We start from the raw sequence: 17,128 nt of genomic DNA, 5'->3' as shown, positions 1-17,128 counted from the left end.
TTGTTGCCTGGCACCCAGACAAAACCCTCATCTTCGAGAGAAGAGAACGCAGATGACCGAGCAGGCCAACGGGTCCCACCACCCGCAGCCGCGGACCCGCAACGCGGCCCCCGCCGCCACCACCGCCGAACGCATGACGGGCGCGCAGGCCCTCATCCGCTCCCTCGAGGCGGTCGGCGCCGACACGGTATTCGGCATTCCGGGTGGTGCCATCCTGCCGGCGTACGACCCGCTGATGGACTCCTCGAAGGTCCGGCACGTCCTGGTCAGGCACGAGCAGGGGGCCGGCCACGCGGCCACCGGCTACGCGCAGGCCACCGGCAAGGTCGGGGTGTGCATGGCGACCTCGGGTCCCGGCGCGACCAACCTGGTGACGCCGATCGCCGACGCCCACATGGACTCGGTGCCGCTGGTGGCGATCACAGGCCAGGTCGCCTCCAAGGCGATCGGCACCGACGCCTTCCAGGAGGCGGACATCTGCGGCATCACCATGCCGATCACCAAGCACAACTTCCTGGTCACCGACGCGGCCGACATCCCGCGCACCATCGCCGAGGCGTTCCACATCGCCTCCACCGGCCGCCCGGGCCCGGTCCTCGTCGACATCGCGAAGGACGCGATGCAGAACGAGACGACCTTCTCCTGGCCGCCGCACCAGGACCTGCCCGGCTACCGCCCGGTGACCAAGCCGCACGCCAAGCAGATCCGCGAGGCCGCCCGGCTGATCAACGAGGCCAAGCGCCCGGTGCTCTACGTCGGCGGCGGCGTCATGAAGGCCCGGGCCACCGCCGAGCTGCGCATCCTCGCCGAGCTGACCGGCGCGCCGGTCACCACCACCTTGATGGCGCTCGGCTCGTTCCCCGACAGCCACCCGCAGCACGTCGGCATGCCCGGCATGCACGGCGACGTCGCCGCGGTCACCGCACTGCAGCGCGCCGACCTGATCGTGGCGCTCGGCGCCCGCTTCGACGACCGCGTCACCGGCCGCCTGGACACCTTCGCGCCGTACGCCAAGGTCGTGCACGCCGACATCGACCCGGCCGAGATCTCCAAGAACCGCGTCGCCGACGTGCCGATCGTCGGTGACGCCCGCGAGGTGCTCGCCGATCTGATCGTCGCCGTCCAGGCCGACCACGAGGCCGGCCACAAGGGCGACTACTCCAGCTGGTGGGACCAGCTCAACTTCTGGCGCAACACCTACCCGCTCGGCTACGACCTGCCCGCCGACGGCAGCCTGTCGCCGCAGCAGGTCATCGAGCGGGTCGGCCAGCTCGCCCCCGAGGGCACCCTCTTCGCCGCGGGCGTCGGCCAGCACCAGATGTGGGCCGCGCAGTTCATCAAGTACGAGAAGCCCGGCACCTGGTTCAACTCCGGCGGCGCCGGCACCATGGGCTACGCCGTCCCGGCCGCGATGGGCGCCAAGGCGGGCATGCCGGACGCGACCGTCTGGGCGATCGACGGCGACGGCTGCTTCCAGATGACCAACCAGGAACTGGTCACCTGCGCGCTGAACAACATCCCGATCAAGGTCGCCATCATCAACAACGGCGCCCTGGGCATGGTCCGCCAGTGGCAGAACCTCTTCTACGGCGAGCGGTTCTCCAACACCGTGCTGCACGGCGGCGCCGAGGGCGTTCCCGGCTCCACCCGCGGCGTCGGCTCGATCGAGAACCGCGGCACCCGGGTGCCGGACTTCGTCAAGCTGTCCGAGGCGATGGGCTGCGTCGGCCTGCGCTGCGAGTCGCCCGCCGACCTCGACAAGGTCATCGCCGAGGCCAACGCCATCAACGACCGCCCCGTCGTCGTCGACTTCATCGTCCACGAGGACGCCATGGTCTGGCCGATGGTCGCCGCCGGCACCTCCAACGACGAGATCATGGCCGCCCGCGACGTCCGCCCGGACTTCAGCGACGACGTGGACGACTGACCAGGAACGGCTGAGAGAGAAAAGGAACGCGACACATGTCCAAGCACACGCTCTCCGTCCTGGTGGAGAACAAGCCCGGTGTCCTCGCCCGGATCACCGCACTGTTCTCCCGGCGCGGGTTCAACATCGACTCCCTCGCGGTGGGCACCACCGAGCACCCCGAGATCTCCCGCATCACGATCGTCGTCAATGTCATCGACGAGCTGCCTCTCGAACAGGTGACGAAGCAGCTCAACAAGCTGGTCAACGTGCTGAAGATCGTCGAGCTCGACCCGGTCGCCGCCGTCCAGCGCGAACTCGTTCTGGTGAAGGTGCGGGCGGACAACGAGTCCCGCTCGCAGATCGTCGAGATCGTGCAGCTCTTCCGCGCCAAGACGGTCGACGTCTCCCCGGAGGCCGTCACCATCGAGGCCACCGGCGGCGCCGACAAGCTGGAGGCGATGCTGAAGATGCTGGAGCCCTTCGGCATCAAGGAACTCGTGCAGTCCGGCACCATCGCGATCGGCCGCGGCGCCCGCTCCATCACCGACCGCAGCCTGCGCGCGCTCGACCGTTCGGCCTAGTCCGGACGGCGGTCCCGATCGCCGGTCAACCGCGGCGATCCGCATGGCGAGACCCCGAAACCCCTTTCCGCCCGCCCGTCGTACGGTGGGCCGTACAACCCGCGATCCAAGGAGAGACCCGAAGTGGCCGAGCTGTTCTACGACGACGACGCCGACCTGTCCATCATCCAGGGCCGCAAGGTCGCGGTCATCGGATACGGCAGCCAGGGCCACGCCCACGCGCTGTCGCTGCGTGACTCGGGCGTCGACGTGCGCGTCGGACTGCACGAGGGCTCCAAGTCCAGGACCGTGGCCGAGGAGCAGGGCCTGCGGGTGGTGACGGTGGCCGAGGCCGCCGCCGAGGCCGACGTCATCATGATCCTGGTGCCGGACCCGATCCAGGCCCGTGTCTACGAGGAGTCCATCAAGGACAACCTCAAGGACGGCGACGCGATCTTCTTCGGCCACGGCCTCAACATCCGCTACGGCTTCATCAAGCCGCCGGCCGGTGTCGACGTCTGCATGGTCGCCCCCAAGGGCCCGGGCCACCTGGTCCGCCGCCAGTACGAGGAGGGCCGCGGCGTGCCGTGTATCGCGGCCGTCGAGCAGGACGCCACCGGCGCCGGCTTCCAGCTCGCGCTGTCGTACGCCAAGGGCATCGGCGGCACCCGCGCCGGCGTCATCAAGACCACCTTCACCGAGGAGACCGAGACCGACCTCTTCGGCGAGCAGGCGGTCCTCTGCGGCGGCACCGCCGCCCTGGTCAAGGCCGGTTTCGAGACCCTGGTCGAGGCGGGCTACCAGCCGGAGATCGCGTACTTCGAGTGCATGCACGAGCTGAAGCTCATCGTGGACCTGATGTACGAGGGCGGCCTGGAGAAGATGCGCTGGTCGGTCTCCGAGACCGCCGAGTGGGGCGACTACGTCACCGGCCCGCGGATCATCACCGACCAGACCAAGGCCGAGATGAAGAAGGTCCTCGGCGAGATCCAGGACGGCACCTTCGCCAACAATTGGATCGCCGAGTACAACGCGGGCCTGCCGAAGTACAACGAGTACAAGAAGGCCGACGAGAACCACCTGCTGGAGACCACGGGGCGCAAGCTCCGCAAGCTCATGAGCTGGGTGGACGACGAGGCGTAACCGCCTCGGGCGGTGAGTACGGCGCGGACCCTTGTCCGCGCCGTACAACCCCGATCGGGTGATCGTCCATCGTGGAGAAGCCCATCTTTCAGGCCGCCGATACACTGCCTTAACAAGCGCGTCAGGCTCACAGCGTCGTGCGTCTTCCACGCGGCATGCCAATCCCCTCCCTCCCTGGAGCGACCGCGGGACCGGCCGCCCACGAAGGACAAGTGAGGACCACGTGAGCCAGAAGCCTGTCGTACTCATTGCCGAAGAGCTGTCGCCCGCCACGGTGGACGCGCTCGGGCCGGACTTCGAGATCCGGCACTGCAACGGTGCGGACCGAACCGAGCTGCTGTCCGCGATCACGGATGCCGACGCCATCCTGATCCGCAGCGCCACCAAGGTCGACGCGGAGGCCATCGCCGCCGCGGCGAAACTCCGGGTCGTCGCCCGTGCGGGCGTCGGCCTCGACAATGTCGACGTGTCCGCCGCCACCAAGGCCGGCGTGATGGTCGTCAACGCCCCGACCTCCAACATCGTCACCGCCGCCGAGCTGGCCTGCGGTCTGCTCATCGCCACCGCGCGCAACATCGCGCCGGCGAACTCCGCCCTGAAGAACGGCGAGTGGAAGCGGAACAAGTACACCGGCGTCGAGCTGAGCGAGAAGACCCTCGGCGTCGTCGGCCTCGGCCGGATCGGCGTGCTGGTCGCCCAGCGGATGTCCGCCTTCGGGATGAAGGTCGTCGCGTACGACCCCTATGTGCAGCCCGCGCGCGCCGCCCAGATGGGCGTCAAGCTGCTCACCCTCGACGAGCTGCTCGAGGTCGCCGACTTCATCACCGTGCACCTGCCCAAGACGCCCGAGACCCTCGGTCTGATCGGCGACGAGGCGCTGCACAAGGTCAAGCCGTCGGTGCGGATCGTCAACGCCGCGCGCGGCGGGATCGTCGACGAGGAGGCGCTGGCCTCGGCGCTCAAGGAGGGCCGGGTCGCCGGCGCGGGCTTGGACGTGTACTCCAAGGAGCCCTGCACCGACTCGCCGCTCTTCCAGTTCGACAACGTGGTGGCCACCCCGCACCTGGGCGCCTCCACCGACGAGGCGCAGGAGAAGGCGGGCATCGCCGTCGCCCGCTCGGTGCGGCTCGCGCTCGCCGGTGAGCTGGTGCCGGACGCGGTCAACGTCCAGGGCGGCGTCATCGCCGAGGACGTCAAGCCGGGGCTGCCGCTGGCGGAGAAGCTCGGCCGGATCTTCACCGCGCTGGCGGGCGAGGTCGCGGCCCGGCTCGACGTCGAGGTCTGCGGCGAGATCACCCAGCACGACGTGAAGGTGCTCGAACTCAGCGCCCTCAAGGGTGTGTTCGAGGACGTCGTGGCCGAGACGGTCTCCTACGTCAACGCCCCGCTGTTCGCGCAGGAGCGCGGTGTCGAGGTCCGCCTCACCACCAGCTCGGAGTCCCCGAACCACCGCAACGTGGTGACGGTGCGCGGCACCCTCGCGGGCGGCACCGAGGTCTCGGTCTCCGGCACCTTGGCGGGCCCGAAGAACGTGCAGAAGATCGTCGCCGTCGGTGACGTGGACGTCGACCTGGTCCTCGCCGACCACATGGCGTTCCTGCGCTACACCGACCGCCCCGGCGTCGTCGGCACCATCGGCCGCATCCTCGGCGAGGTCGGCGTCAACATCGCGGGGATGCAGGTCGCCCGTGCGGCGGCGGGCGGCGACGCGCTGGTCGCGCTGACCGTCGACTCCTCGATCCCGGCCGGTGTGCTGAGCGACATCGCCGCCGAGATCGGCGCCACCTCGGCCCGCGCGGTCAACCTCACCGACTGACCGCCAGGACCCACAGCACTGCAGCAGCACGGCACCACCGCGCCGCCCGCCCCTTCCCGGGGCGGGCGGCGCGGTCGTTGGCTACAGCCGGGCGGCCTTGAGGGCCATGTGGAGCAGCAGCCGGGACTCGCCGTCGGACAGGTCGAGCCCGGTGAGCTGTTCGATCCGCGACAGGCGGTAGTAGAGGGTCTGCCGGTGGATGGCCAGCGCGGTGGCGGTACGGCCCGCCTGGCCCGCGTGGTCGAGGAAGACCTCGGCGGTGTGGGCGAGTTCGCGGTGCGCCGGGGTGAGCAGCGGGGCCACCGCCGGGTCGGGCGCGATGTCCGGCGGCAGCGCGGTGAGCAGCCGGTACGGGCCCAGCCCCGACCACTTGGCGATCGGGCCGAGCAGTGGCTGCGCCTGGGCGGCCCGCGCGGCGGCGGCCGCCTCCCGCCAGGCCGCGGGCAGCCCGCCCAGCGTCTCGCGGGACGCGCTGACCCCGGCCACCACGCCCTCCGGCGCCGCCATCGCGTCCAGCAGCCGCGCCGCCGCCGTCCGCGCCGCGGCCAGCAGATGCGGCGACCGCAGCCGTACCAGCAGGGCCACCGACTCGCGGGGCCGGTCGGGCACCCGGCAGATCGCCGCGGCGGCCGGGATCGTCCGCACCCCCGGCAGGTCGTCGGCCTGGTGGCGTACGCAGACCAGGGCGTGCGGCTCGTCCGCGTCCGCGCCCAGCGTGGTGCGCAGCGCGTCCTCGGCCGTGTCGCGCGCGGCGGCCGAGGTGGCGGTGAGCAGGGCGCGCAGTGTCCGGCCGGTCTCGGCCCCGGCCAGTGACGCGGCGGCCAGCCGGTCGCCGATCCTGGCGGCCACCGTCATGGCCGCCTCGAGCTGGGCGGGGGAGTGGTCGGCCTCGTCGAGCAGCCAGACATAGCCGTAGACCACACCGCCGTGCCTCACCGGCAGGCACAGCCGGCCGCGGACGACCCCGGTGGAAGGGGCGGCGGGGATACGGACCGGGGCGGTCGCGCGGGCGATGCCGAACCGCTCGAACCAGGCGCGGACCTCCGCGGTGGACTGCCGGGTGAGGATCGACCGGGTCCTGACCGGGTCCATCGCCCCGTCGTCGTCGCTGTCGTGCACCCCGAAGGCGATCAGCCGGAAGTCCCGGTCCTCCAGCGTGGCGGGCGCGCCCAGCAGCGCCGACACCTCGTCGACCAGGTCCTGGACCCCACCGAGATCACCGTACTCAACGCCCACCGCCCCATTGTCCCCCATCACCTCATACAACTGTATGAGGGACCGCACCCGGATGCGTGACAGGTGTCGATGGTCCACGGGGTAGGCGAAACCTAGATTCACGGTGACGGCGACCGTCCGCCGCAGAATCTTCCGTCCCGCCCAGGAGGAGCCCCGTGCTCGGTCCCGTGTTGCTCGCCGCCTCGCGCAGCGACCGTATGCGCCGCGTCGTCGCCGCCGCCCCCGTCACCCGTCCGGTGGTCAACCGTTTCATCGCCGGTGACGAGCTGCACCCGGCGATGGACACGGTCCGCTCGCTGACCTCCTCCGGTATGGAGGTCACCCTCGACCACCTCGGTGAGGACGTCACCGACCGGGCCACCGCCCGGGCCACCAGGGACGCGTACCTGCGGCTGCTGGAGACACTGCGCGACGACAAGCTCGGCACCCGCGCCGAGGTCTCGGTGAAGCTGTCGGCCTTCGGCCAGTCGCTGCCCGACGGCGGCCACGACATCGCGCTGGCCAACGTCCGCGAGGTCGCGGAGCTGGCCTCCACCATCGGCACCACCGTCACGCTCGACATGGAGGACCACACCACCGTCGACTCGACGCTGGCGATACTGGCCGAGCTGCGCGCCGAGCACCCCAGCACCGGCGCGGTCCTGCAGTCGTACCTCTTCCGCACCGAGGACGACGCCCGCGCGCTGGCCACCTCGGGATCCCGGGTGCGCCTGGTGAAGGGCGCCTACAAGGAGCCCGCGCGCGTCGCCTTCCAGGACAAGGGCGCCGTCGACAAGGCGTACGTCCGGGTGCTGCGCACGCTCTTCGCCGGCGACGGCTACCCGATGGTCGGCTCGCACGACCCGCGGATGATCGCCATCGCGCAGGACCTCGCGGCGCGCAACCACCGCCCGGCGGGCAGCTACGAGTTCCAGATGCTCTACGGCATCAGGACCGGTGAGCAGCGCCGGCTGGCGGACGAGGGCGAGCGCATGCGCATCTACGTGCCGTACGGCGCAGACTGGTACGGGTACTTCATGCGCCGTCTCGCCGAGCGCCCGGCCAACCTGGCCTTCTTCCTGCGCTCCTTCGTCCCCGGCAGCCGCTGACCGCCGCGGGTCCCGTCCCACCCCACCCCCACCGCTGACCCGAGACCTCTCATAAGGAGAAACGCTTCATGGACGCTGTGACCCAGGTCCCCGCGCCGGTCAACGAGCCGGTGCACTCGTACGCGCCCGGCAGCCCGGAGCGGGCCCGGCTCGAAGCGAAGCTCAAGGAACTGGCGGGCAACCCCGTCGACCTGCCGATGTTCATCGGCGGCGAGCAGCGGATGGGCGGCGGCGAGCGCGTCGAGGTCGTGCAGCCGCACAACCACGGCGCGGTGCTGGGCACCTACGCCAACGCCACCACCCAGGACGCGCAGGACGCGGTCGACGCCGCGCTCGCCGCCGCCCCGGCCTGGCGCGCGATGGACTTCGACGACCGCGCCGCGATCATCCTGCGCGCCGCGGAGCTGCTGGCCGGCCCGTGGCGCGAGACCATCGCCGCGTCCACCATGCTCGGCCAGGGCAAGACCGCGCAGCAGGCCGAGATCGACTCGCCCTGCGAGCTGGTCGACTTCTGGCGCTTCAACGTCCACTACGCCCGGCAGATCCTCGCCGAGCAGCCGGTCGCCAACGCCCCCGGCGTGTGGAACCGCCTCGACCACCGGCCGCTGGAGGGCTTCGTCTACGCGATCACGCCGTTCAACTTCACGGCCATCGCGGGCAACCTGCCCACCGCCCCCGCCCTGATGGGCAACGTGGTGATCTGGAAGCCGTCGCCGACCCAGACCCACTCCGCGGTGCTGCTCATGCGGCTGCTGGAGGAGGCGGGGCTGCCCAAGGGCGTCATCAACCTGGTGACCGGCGACGGCATCGCCGTCTCCGAGGTCGCGCTGACCCACCCGGATCTGGCCGGTATCCACTTCACCGGCTCGACGAAGACCTTCCAGTACCTGTGGCGCACGGTCGGCGAGAACATCGAGCGCTACAAGTCGTACCCGCGGATCGTCGGCGAGACCGGCGGCAAGGACTTCGTCGTCGCCCACCCGTCCGCCGACCCGGCGATCCTCAAGACGGCGCTGACCCGCGGCTCCTTCGAGTACCAGGGCCAGAAGTGCTCGGCCTCCTCCCGCGCCTACGTCCCGCGCTCGATCTGGGAGAGCGGCTTCAAGGAGGAGTTCGCGGCCGAGGTCGACGGCATCACCATGGGCGATGTCACCGACCTGTCCAACTTCCTCGGCGCGGTCATCGACGCCCGCGCCTTCGCCAAGAACAAGGCCGCCATCGACCGCGCCAAGGCCGACCCGACCGTCGAGGTCGTCGCGGGCGGCACGTACGACGACTCGGTCGGCTGGTTCGTCCGCCCGACCGTGCTGGTCTCCACCGACCCGGCCAACGAGATCTTCCGCGAGGAGTACTTCGGTCCGGTGCTCGGCGTGTACGTCTACGAGGACGCCGACTTCGAGACGATGCTCGCGCAGATGGAGTCGGTCTCCGCCTACGGCCTGACCGGCGCCGTCATCGCCCAGGACCGGGCCGCGGTGGCCGACGTGATGGAGAAGCTGCGGTTCGCCGCGGGCAACTTCTACATCAACGACAAGTCGACCGGCGCGGTCGTCGGCCAGCAGCCGTTCGGCGGCGGCCGCGCGTCGGGCACCAACGACAAGGCGGGCGCCGCGCAGAACCTGATGCGCTGGACGTCCACCCGCTCCATCAAGGAGACGCTGGTGCCGCCGACCGACTACCGCTACCCGCACCAGGGCTGAGCCCCGCGGCCGCCGGGCGGCGGCCGCACCGTGATCACCCGTGGGCACGCGGTCACCGCGTGCTTACGGGTGATCGCCGTCTCAGATAGTAGGAAGTCCGAGTAATTGTGGCGACAGGACGGCCACGGTGACCTAGCGTTGTAAGAAGCCGAACGTCTCGCACCATCACGCGAGCGGCGGATGTGAGCAAAAGCGCCGAATGTCGCGGGTCATCCCCGCCGCGCACGCTCCCCGCCCCGTTCCCTGGCGACCACCATCTCCTGCTTCCCTTGGAGCTGATCACCATGGACGAGACCGCACGCCAGAACGCCCTGCGAGCGCTCCAGCGCTCGATGGACCGCCGTGACAACGGCGGCAGCACCGGCCACGAGGCGCGCTAGCGCCCACCGCGGCGCCCTCCGGCCGACGCCGGGCAGGACCGGAACCCCCGGGCCCGCCCGGCGCTTCACGCCGTTACCTCGCTACTTCGCTACTTCGCCCTGCGGGCCACGGTGAAGTGGTCGACACGCGCGCCCGTTTCGGCGAGCGCGGAGACCGTCAGCGTCGACTCGCGCCCCTCGTGGGCCGGTTCGACGTCGACGGAGATGAACGAGTAACCGGTGTAGCGGACCCGGGACCAGTGGACGGTCTCGGTGACCTTGCCGCCGCCCTTGGCGGAGTGCCAGGTGGTGACGGTGTCGACCGGGTGCTCGTTGCCCTCGAAGGTGTCGGGGGCGGGGAAGTTGTACAGGCTGCGGCCCGCGCCGCCCGCCGTGATGTAGACCGTGCCGTCCGTCTCCGGGCGGACCGTGCCGCCGATGGCGACCGCCTTCGAGACGGCGCCGCCGCGGATCGCGTCGGTGCGCTCGTAGACGTGGTTGTGGCCGTTGATGACCAGGTCCACCTGGTGCTTCTCGAAGATCGGCACCCACAGCTCCTGCACACCGCCGTCGGAGGCGTGCGAGTTGGTGGTCGAGTAGGCGCAGTGGTGGAAGAAGACCACCAGGAAGTCGATGCCGCGCTGCTTGCGGTAGTCGCCCAGCGTCTTGTCCAGCCACGCGGTCTGACCGCCGCCCGTGATGCCGAAGTTGGCGGGGATCTCGTACGACACGTCGTTGGCGTCCAGCGCGATCACTGCGGTGTTGCCGTAGACGAAGGAGTACGCGCCCGGCTGGTTCACCGGGTCGTGGCCGTTGTCGGGGAACGTCCAGCGGGCCTGCTGGGCGCCGTAGCCGTTGGGGGAGTACCAGGCCTCCATGTCGTGGTTGCCGGTGGTGACCATCCACGGGACCCGCGCGGCCACGGACTCCGTCTGCGCCAGGAACGAGTCCCAGGTGCGGGCGTCGTAGTCCGCGGAGTCCGCCGGCAGGCCGGCGCCGTCCGGGTCGGCGTAGCAGATGTCGCCCGCGTGCAGGTGGAAGGCCGGGTTCTGGGCCAGGATCAGCGAGTCGTTGGCCAGCGCGTGGTAGCTGACGCCCTGGTCGCCGAAGGCGGTGAAGGTGAAGGACTCGCGGCGCCTGGGCGCGGTGGTGAAGCTGCCGATGGTGGCGAAGGCGCTGGAGTCGGCCGGGTCGAAGCCGTCGTGGCCGACGCCGTAGTAGTACGTGGTGCCGGGGCGCAGGCCGTCCAGCGCCACGTGCAGGTAGAACTGGTCGACCGGCGGCAGCTTGCTGTTCAGCAGCTGCGGGGTGTGCAGCGGCCGGACCTCCGCCTCGATCTTGTGGCTCAGCGACCACGGCTGCAGGCCCACCCGCAGGAAGGGCCGGGTGACCGCGAGCGGCACCTGCCAGGAGACCCGGAACTGGGTCCGCGGGTCGGCGCCGAACGCGAGATGGCGGCCGAAGGGCGCGACCAGCGCGCCGTCGACCTGGTGCCCGGTGGCGGGCCTGCCGAGCAGTGTCGGCGAGGTCCGCGCCGGAGCGGCGGCGCTGGCGGTGCCGCTCAGCAGGCCGGAGGCGGCCACGGTCGCCGCGGTGGCGACACCGCCGCCGATGACCCGACGGCGGGTCAGCTTGGTGCGGAGGTACTCGTGCTGCTCCGCCATGCTCATCCGCTCGGCGAGACCGGCGGGGATACCCATCTGAGGTGTGTCCATGTGCCGCAATTTCGCACTCCGCGCCGCCGATTTCCCGTACTGCGGGTGAACGAGCGACGGCGGGCGCGTGTCGTCCGACATGCGGACAGACGTGTCATGGGATGGGACGCGGAGTAGGGTGCTCGGCATGTCTCGCAGCCTCAGCCTCGCAGTGATCCCCGGTGACGGAATCGGCCAGGAAGTCGTGACGGAGGGACTCAAGGTCCTCGCCGCCGTCCTTCCCCAGGACGTCAAGCTGGAGACCCGGGAGTTCGACTTCGGCGCCAAGCGGTACCACGCGACCGGCCAGACCCTCACCGACGAGGACCTCGACCAGCTCAAGGCGCACGACGCCATTCTGCTGGGCGCCATCGGCGACCCGTCGGTACCGTCCGGTGTCCTGGAGCGCGGGTTCCTGCTCAAGCTCCGCTTCGCCTTTGACCACCACGTCAACCTGCGCCCCAGCAAGCTCTTCCCGGGCGTCGGCACCCCGCTGGCGGGCAGCCCCGACATCGACTTCGTCGTGGTCCGCGAGGGCACCGAGGGCCCGTACACCGGCAACGGCGGCTCGATCAGGACCGGCACCCCGCACGAGGTCGCCACCGAGGTCAGCCTCAACACGGCCTTCGGCATCGAGCGCGTGGTGCGCGACGCGTACGCCCGCGCCCAGGCCCGGCCGCGCAAGAAGCTCACCCTGGTGCACAAGAACAACGTGCTGGTGTACGCCGGGCACCTGTGGACCCGGATCTTCGAGCGGGTCGGCCAGGAGTTCCCCGACGTCACCACCGACTACCTGCACGTGGACGCGGCGACGATCTTCCTCGTCACGCAGCCCGAGCGGTTCGACGTGATCGTCACCGACAACCTCTTCGGCGACATCATCACCGACCTGGCGGCAGCGGTCTCCGGCGGTATCGGCGTCGCGGCCAGCGGCAACATCAACCCCAGCGGTGACTTCCCGTCGATGTTCGAGCCGGTGCACGGCTCCGCGCCGGACATCGCGGGCCAGTCCAAGGCCGACCCCACCGCCACCGTGCTCTCGGTAGCGCTGCTGCTCCGGCACCTCGGCTACCAGGACGAGGCGGCCAGGATCGACGCGGCCGTCCAGGCCGACCTCGCCGGGCGCGCCGCGCTGCCCGCCCGCTCCACCGTGGAGATCGGCGACGCGCTGGCCGCCCGGGTATCGGGCTGAGTACCGGCTGACCGGAATCCACAGGTAGGTCCCCGGCCCCGCCGCTGCGATAATCGTAGGGCGGGGCCGCGGTGCCGCGGGAAACTTGGACGTCCTAGCATCAAGGACGACACCTGGACACGGTGAGGGACACACACATGACGACGCCCACGATCGAGCTCAAGCCTTCGTCGCACCCGCTCTCCGACGCGGAGCGGTCCGCGATCCTGGCCGGACCCGGCTTCGGGCGGCACTTCACCGACCACATGGTGACCATCAAGTGGACCGAGGGCCGCGGCTGGCACGACGCCCAGCTCGTGCCGTACGCCCCGCTCTCCATCGACCCCGCGAACATGACGCTGCACTACGCGCAGACGATCTTCGAGGGCCTCAAGGCGTACCACCAGCCCGACGGCAGCGTGGCGACCTTCCGCCCCGAGGAGAACGCCCGCCGGTTCCAGAACTCCGCGCGGCGGCTGGCGATGCCCGAGCTGCCGGTGGAGACCTTCATCGAGGCGTGCGACGCGCTGGTCAAGCAGGACAGGGCGTGGGTGCCCACCGAGGGCGAGGCGTCGCTCTACCTGCGGCCGTTCATGTTCGCCACCGAGGTCGGCCTGGGCGTGCGGCCCGCCAACGAGTACCTCTTCGTCGTCATCGCCTCCCCGGCGGGCGCCTACTTCGCCGGTGGCGTCAAGCCGGTCTCCGTCTGGCTGTCCGAGGAGTACGTCCGGGCGGCCCCCGGCGGCACCGGCGCCGCCAAGACCGGCGGCAACTACGCCGCCTCCCTCGTCGCCCAGGCGCAGGCCATAGAGCACGGCTGCGACCAGGTGGTCTGGCTGGACGCGAGCGAGCGCCGCTGGATCGAGGAGATGGGCGGCATGAACCTGTACTTCGTCTACGACGCCGGCGACGGCAAGCGCAGGATCGTCACTCCCGAGCTGACCGGCTCGCTGCTGCCCGGCATCACCCGTGACTCGCTGCTGTCCATCGCCGCGGACCTGGGCTACGAGGTCGGCGAGGGCCGGATCTCCGTCGAGGACTGGAAGCGCGGCAACGAGGACGGCACCCTCACCGAGGTCTTCGCCTGCGGAACCGCCGCGGTCATCACCCCGGTCGGCTCGGTCAAGTCCACCCGGGCGAGCTGGACCGTCGCCGACGGCGCGCCCGGCGAGGTCACCATGCGGCTGCGCGCCGCACTGCTGGACATCCAGACCGGTCACGCCGCGGACCGGCACGGCTGGATGCACCCGCTGGGCGTCTGACCCGTACCGGCTCTACCGGTCGTCGGCCCGAGTGCGATGCCGCACCCGGGCCGACGACCGTCGCTCGAAGGACGCCCTAGAGCCCGAGCAGGGCGGCGTCGGAGGCCAGGGTGCGGAAGGACTCGCGCGGGTCGGGGACCAGGCGGCGCTCCTTGAGGTCCATCAGACCGCCGACGCTGTCCACCTCGGCGACCAGCGTCCCGTCGGCCAGCCGCAGCTCCTGCACCACCTTGAAGGTCTTGCCCTCGCCCCAGACGAAGGCGCAGCCGACCAGCACCTCCTGCCCGGCCCGCAGCTCCCGGCGGAAGCGCATCGTCGTCTCCAGATTGACCGGACCGACGCCCGCGGCGAGCAGATCGGCCTGTTCTATGCCGGCCGCCTGGCACAGCGACCAGCGGGCGTGCTCCGCGTACTGCATGTAGACGGCCGTGTTCACATGGCCCTGGGAGTCCGTCTCGTAGCCGCGGGCGGTGACCGAGACGCTGAAGGGTTCGAGGGGTGCGGAGGTCATACGCGGCAGTCTGCCAGCCCGCATCCTGAGACCGCTTTCCGCCCCCGGGCCGATGTGTGCCACACTGCGACCGTGTCCTCGTACGCCACGATCATTATCGGCAGCAGGCACGCCGGTCCGCAGTGACCGTTCCGTCGAACCGATACGGAACGCTCACCGTGTCCCAGACCCGCGTGCAGACCTCTCGCATCCGCGAGGGGTTTTTTCGTTTCCCGGCCCACCACCGCCGGGGGCGGGGCGCGAGGGATGATGGGGGCAAGTGGAGCTGGATCCTCCGGAAATCTCCGATTGTCCGGAACGGAACCCACTCACCCGACAGGAGTTACGACAGCCATGACCGCCGAACTGGACGACAGCTTCCATGTCTTCGACACCACGCTGCGCGACGGCGCACAGCGTGAGGGGATCAACCTCACCGTCGCCGACAAGCTGACGATCGCCCGGCACCTGGACGACTTCGGGGTGGGCTTCATCGAGGGCGGCTGGCCGGGCGCCAACCCCCGCGACACCGAGTTCTTCGCCCGCGCCGCGCAGGAGCTGGAACTGCGGCACGCCACCCTGGTGGCCTTCGGCGCCACCCGCAGGGCGCACGCCAACGCCTCGGAGGACCCGCAGGTCAAGGCGCTGCTCGAATCCGGCGCCCCGGTGATCACGCTGGTCGCCAAGTCCCATGACCGGCATGTGGAACTGGCGCTGCGCACCACGCTGGAGGAGAACCTGGAGATGGTCAGGGACACCGTCTCCTACCTGGTCTCCCAGGGCCGCCGGGTGTTCGTCGACTGCGAGCACTTCTTCGACGGCTACAAGGCCAACGCCGCCTACGCCACCCAGGTCGTCAGGACCGCGCACGAGGCGGGCGCCTCGGTGGTGGTGCTCTGCGACACCAACGGCGGCATGCTCCCCGCGCAGGTCCAGGCCGTCACCGGCCTGGTGCTCGCCGACACCGGGGCGCGGCTGGGCATCCACGCCCAGGACGACACCGGCTGCGCGGTCGCCAACACCCTGGCCGCGGTCGACGCGGGCGCCACCCATGTGCAGTGCACCGCCAACGGCTACGGCGAACGGGTCGGCAACTCCAACCTCTTCCCGGTGGTCGCCGCGCTGGAGCTCAAGCACGGCCGCCGGGTGCTGCCCGAGGGCGCGCTGGTGGAGATGACCCGCATCTCGCACGCCATCGCCGAGGTCGTCAACCTGCCGCCGTCCACCCACCAGCCGTACGTGGGTGTCTCCGCCTTCGCGCACAAGGCCGGGCTGCACGCCTCCGCGATCAAGGTCGACCCCGACCTCTACCAGCACATCGACCCCGAGCGGGTCGGCAACACCATGCGGATGCTGGTCTCCGACATGGCCGGCCGCGCCTCGATCGAGCTCAAGGGCAAGGAACTCGGCATCGACCTCGGCGGCGACCGCGAGCTGGTCGGCCGGGTGGTGGAGCGGGTCAAGGAGCGCGAGCTCAAGGGCTACACGTACGAAGCCGCCGACGCCTCCTTCGCGCTGCTGCTGGGCGACGAGTTGCAGCGCAGCGCCGACGGCAAGCCGCGCCGCTTCTTCCGCACCGAGTCCTGGCGGGTCATCACCGAGGACCGCCCCGACGGCACCCACGCCAACGAGGCGACGGTGAAGATGTGGGCCAAGGGCGAGCGGATCGTCGCCACCGCGGAGGGCAACGGCCCGGTCAACGCCCTGGACCGGGCGCTGCTGGCCGCGCTCGGCCGGATCTACCCGGAGCTGGCCGCGTACGCGCTGGTCGACTACAAGGTCCGCATCCTGGAAGGCCGTTCGGGTACCGACTCCACCACCCGGGTGCTGATCACCACCACCGACGGGGCCGCGGAGTGGTCCACGGTCGGTGTCGCCGACAACGTGATCGCCGCCTCCTGGCAGGCACTTGACGACGCGTACACCTACGGGCTGCTGCGCGCGGGACTCGTCCCCCAGGAGTAGGGCAGGTCCGGGCCGCCGCACCGCTCGCGCACATGTCATTCGTCTCCCGTCAGCAACGGGAAACGAATGACATGTTCACGCGCAGAGTCTGGCGGACGCGCGTAGACCTCGGGCACACTCCTCATGCGCCACCTGCACATCGCCCACCCCAGCGGAACCAGCAGGAGGAAACCGCATGAGTCGTCTGCGTCTGCGTACCCGTTCCCTGATGAGCGTGCTCGCGCTCGTCCTGGCGGCGGTCCTGGCCCCCGTCGTCGGCCTGACCGCCGCCACCGACGCCTTCGCCGTCACCAAGCTCACCCAGGCACAGGCGGAGAGCATGTTCCGCGCCGCCGGGATCACCTGGTCGTCCTCGGGTGGCTGCACGAACCGCAACAACTCCACGTGCACCTCCTTCGACCAGCTCAACCAGGCCACCGCCCAGGGCGCGGTCACGCTCAAGCACGCCAGCGGCTGCGCCATCAACATCACCGGTGGCACCGAGACCGGCCACGCCAGCGGCACGTACTCGCACTGGAACGGCTACAAGCTCGACTTCGGCAAGAACACCTGCCTGAACAACTACGTCCACAACGCCTTCACCTACATCGGCCTGCGCGGTGACGGCTACCCGCAGTGGCAGGCCGCCTCCGGCAACATCTACGCCGACGAGGGCACCCACTGGGACGCCCTGTACTACTCCTGCGGCTGCTGACAGCCGACAGCGGGGCGCGCCGGGCTCTTCGGGGAGCCCGG

The 17,128-nt window shown here is 70.5% G+C and carries 13 protein-coding genes; 10 read left to right on the top strand and 3 right to left on the bottom strand.

The window, feature by feature from the left end:
- Window positions 1–52: 52 nt before the first annotated feature.
- From AB0M29_RS40655 to serA, 4 genes are all read left to right on the top strand, one after another.
- The gene (locus AB0M29_RS40655) at window positions 53–1,927 is read left to right on the top strand and encodes an acetolactate synthase large subunit (RefSeq protein ID WP_365391859.1); all 1,875 of its coding nucleotides are present in this window, start codon (window positions 53–55) and stop codon (window positions 1,925–1,927) included.
- Between the two features lie 35 nt (window positions 1,928–1,962).
- Entirely contained in the window at window positions 1,963–2,490 is a 528-nt protein-coding gene (gene ilvN, locus AB0M29_RS40650) for an acetolactate synthase small subunit (RefSeq protein WP_365391858.1), read from the top strand.
- 123 nt (window positions 2,491–2,613) lie between these two features.
- Entirely contained in the window at window positions 2,614–3,612 is a 999-nt protein-coding gene (ilvC, locus tag AB0M29_RS40645) for a ketol-acid reductoisomerase (RefSeq protein ID WP_365391857.1), read from the top strand.
- 223 nt (window positions 3,613–3,835) lie between these two features.
- Window positions 3,836–5,428 (top strand): phosphoglycerate dehydrogenase, encoded by a 1,593-nt coding sequence (serA, locus tag AB0M29_RS40640; protein ID WP_365391856.1) that lies wholly within the window; start codon window positions 3,836–3,838, stop codon window positions 5,426–5,428.
- Between the two features lie 81 nt (window positions 5,429–5,509).
- Here the strand turns inward: serA and AB0M29_RS40635 are convergent, their stop codons facing one another.
- On the bottom strand, window positions 5,510–6,682 hold the full coding sequence (locus tag AB0M29_RS40635; protein WP_365391855.1) for a helix-turn-helix domain-containing protein: 1,173 nt from the start codon (window positions 6,680–6,682) through the stop codon (window positions 5,510–5,512).
- Window positions 6,683–6,819: 137 nt separating this feature from the next.
- Here AB0M29_RS40635 and AB0M29_RS40630 point away from each other — a divergent pair, with 137 nt between their 5' ends.
- Together AB0M29_RS40630 and pruA are read left to right on the top strand one after the other, a co-directional pair.
- Window positions 6,820–7,752, top strand: a complete 933-nt coding sequence (locus tag AB0M29_RS40630) for a proline dehydrogenase family protein (protein WP_365391854.1) — start codon at window positions 6,820–6,822, stop codon at window positions 7,750–7,752.
- 68 nt (window positions 7,753–7,820) lie between these two features.
- Window positions 7,821–9,452, top strand: coding sequence for an L-glutamate gamma-semialdehyde dehydrogenase (gene pruA / locus AB0M29_RS40625; protein WP_365391853.1), 1,632 nt, complete (start codon window positions 7,821–7,823; stop codon window positions 9,450–9,452).
- 469 nt (window positions 9,453–9,921) lie between these two features.
- Here the strand turns inward: pruA and AB0M29_RS40620 are convergent, their stop codons facing one another.
- On the bottom strand, window positions 9,922–11,526 hold the full coding sequence (locus AB0M29_RS40620) for a metallophosphoesterase family protein (RefSeq protein ID WP_365391852.1): 1,605 nt from the start codon (window positions 11,524–11,526) through the stop codon (window positions 9,922–9,924).
- Window positions 11,527–11,653: 127 nt separating this feature from the next.
- Here AB0M29_RS40620 and AB0M29_RS40615 point away from each other — a divergent pair, with 127 nt between their 5' ends.
- Together AB0M29_RS40615 and AB0M29_RS40610 are read left to right on the top strand one after the other, a co-directional pair.
- Complete coding sequence (locus tag AB0M29_RS40615) at window positions 11,654–12,697, top strand: 3-isopropylmalate dehydrogenase (protein WP_365391851.1); 1,044 nt, start codon at window positions 11,654–11,656, stop codon at window positions 12,695–12,697.
- 137 nt (window positions 12,698–12,834) lie between these two features.
- Window positions 12,835–13,938 carry a branched-chain amino acid aminotransferase gene (locus tag AB0M29_RS40610; protein WP_365391850.1) on the top strand — a complete coding sequence of 368 codons (1,104 nt, stop codon included), beginning with the start codon at window positions 12,835–12,837 and terminating at the stop codon, window positions 13,936–13,938.
- Window positions 13,939–14,014: 76 nt separating this feature from the next.
- On the opposite strand, the gene AB0M29_RS40605 is transcribed toward AB0M29_RS40610, so the two are convergent.
- Window positions 14,015–14,449 carry an acyl-CoA thioesterase gene (locus tag AB0M29_RS40605; protein ID WP_365391849.1) on the bottom strand — a complete coding sequence of 145 codons (435 nt, stop codon included), beginning with the start codon at window positions 14,447–14,449 and terminating at the stop codon, window positions 14,015–14,017.
- 333 nt (window positions 14,450–14,782) lie between these two features.
- Between AB0M29_RS40605 and cimA the strand changes: the two genes are divergently transcribed.
- Both cimA and AB0M29_RS40595 read left to right on the top strand, forming a co-directional pair.
- The gene (gene cimA, locus AB0M29_RS40600) at window positions 14,783–16,393 is read left to right on the top strand and encodes a citramalate synthase (protein ID WP_365391848.1); all 1,611 of its coding nucleotides are present in this window, start codon (window positions 14,783–14,785) and stop codon (window positions 16,391–16,393) included.
- A gap of 175 nt (window positions 16,394–16,568) precedes the next feature.
- Window positions 16,569–17,087 (top strand): hypothetical protein, encoded by a 519-nt coding sequence (locus AB0M29_RS40595; protein WP_365391847.1) that lies wholly within the window; start codon window positions 16,569–16,571, stop codon window positions 17,085–17,087.
- The last annotated feature ends 41 nt before the right edge of the window (window positions 17,088–17,128 follow it).

Source organism: Streptomyces sp. NPDC051976 (genome assembly GCF_040680795.1).
GTDB lineage: Bacteria > Actinomycetota > Actinomycetes > Streptomycetales > Streptomycetaceae > Actinacidiphila.
The sequence above is the reverse complement of the archived record's forward strand: the minus strand, read 5'-3'. Positions and strand labels throughout refer to the sequence as shown.

Excerpts from the sequence above, each read along its gene's own strand:
- AB0M29_RS40655 (WP_365391859.1), top strand. The coding sequence starts at position 53 with ATGACCGAGCAGGCCAACGGGTCCCACCACCCGCAGCCGCGGACCCGC.
- ilvN (WP_365391858.1), top strand. The coding sequence starts at position 1,963 with ATGTCCAAGCACACGCTCTCCGTCCTGGTGGAGAACAAGCCCGGTGTC.
- AB0M29_RS40635 (WP_365391855.1), bottom strand. The coding sequence starts at position 6,682 with ATGGGGGACAATGGGGCGGTGGGCGTTGAGTACGGTGATCTCGGTGGG.
- pruA (WP_365391853.1), top strand. The coding sequence starts at position 7,821 with ATGGACGCTGTGACCCAGGTCCCCGCGCCGGTCAACGAGCCGGTGCAC.
- AB0M29_RS40620 (WP_365391852.1), bottom strand. The coding sequence starts at position 11,526 with ATGGACACACCTCAGATGGGTATCCCCGCCGGTCTCGCCGAGCGGATG.
- AB0M29_RS40615 (WP_365391851.1), top strand. The coding sequence starts at position 11,654 with ATGTCTCGCAGCCTCAGCCTCGCAGTGATCCCCGGTGACGGAATCGGC.
- AB0M29_RS40610 (WP_365391850.1), top strand. The coding sequence starts at position 12,835 with ATGACGACGCCCACGATCGAGCTCAAGCCTTCGTCGCACCCGCTCTCC.
- AB0M29_RS40605 (WP_365391849.1), bottom strand. The coding sequence starts at position 14,449 with ATGACCTCCGCACCCCTCGAACCCTTCAGCGTCTCGGTCACCGCCCGC.
- cimA (WP_365391848.1), top strand. The coding sequence starts at position 14,783 with ATGACCGCCGAACTGGACGACAGCTTCCATGTCTTCGACACCACGCTG.
- AB0M29_RS40595 (WP_365391847.1), top strand. The coding sequence starts at position 16,569 with ATGAGTCGTCTGCGTCTGCGTACCCGTTCCCTGATGAGCGTGCTCGCG.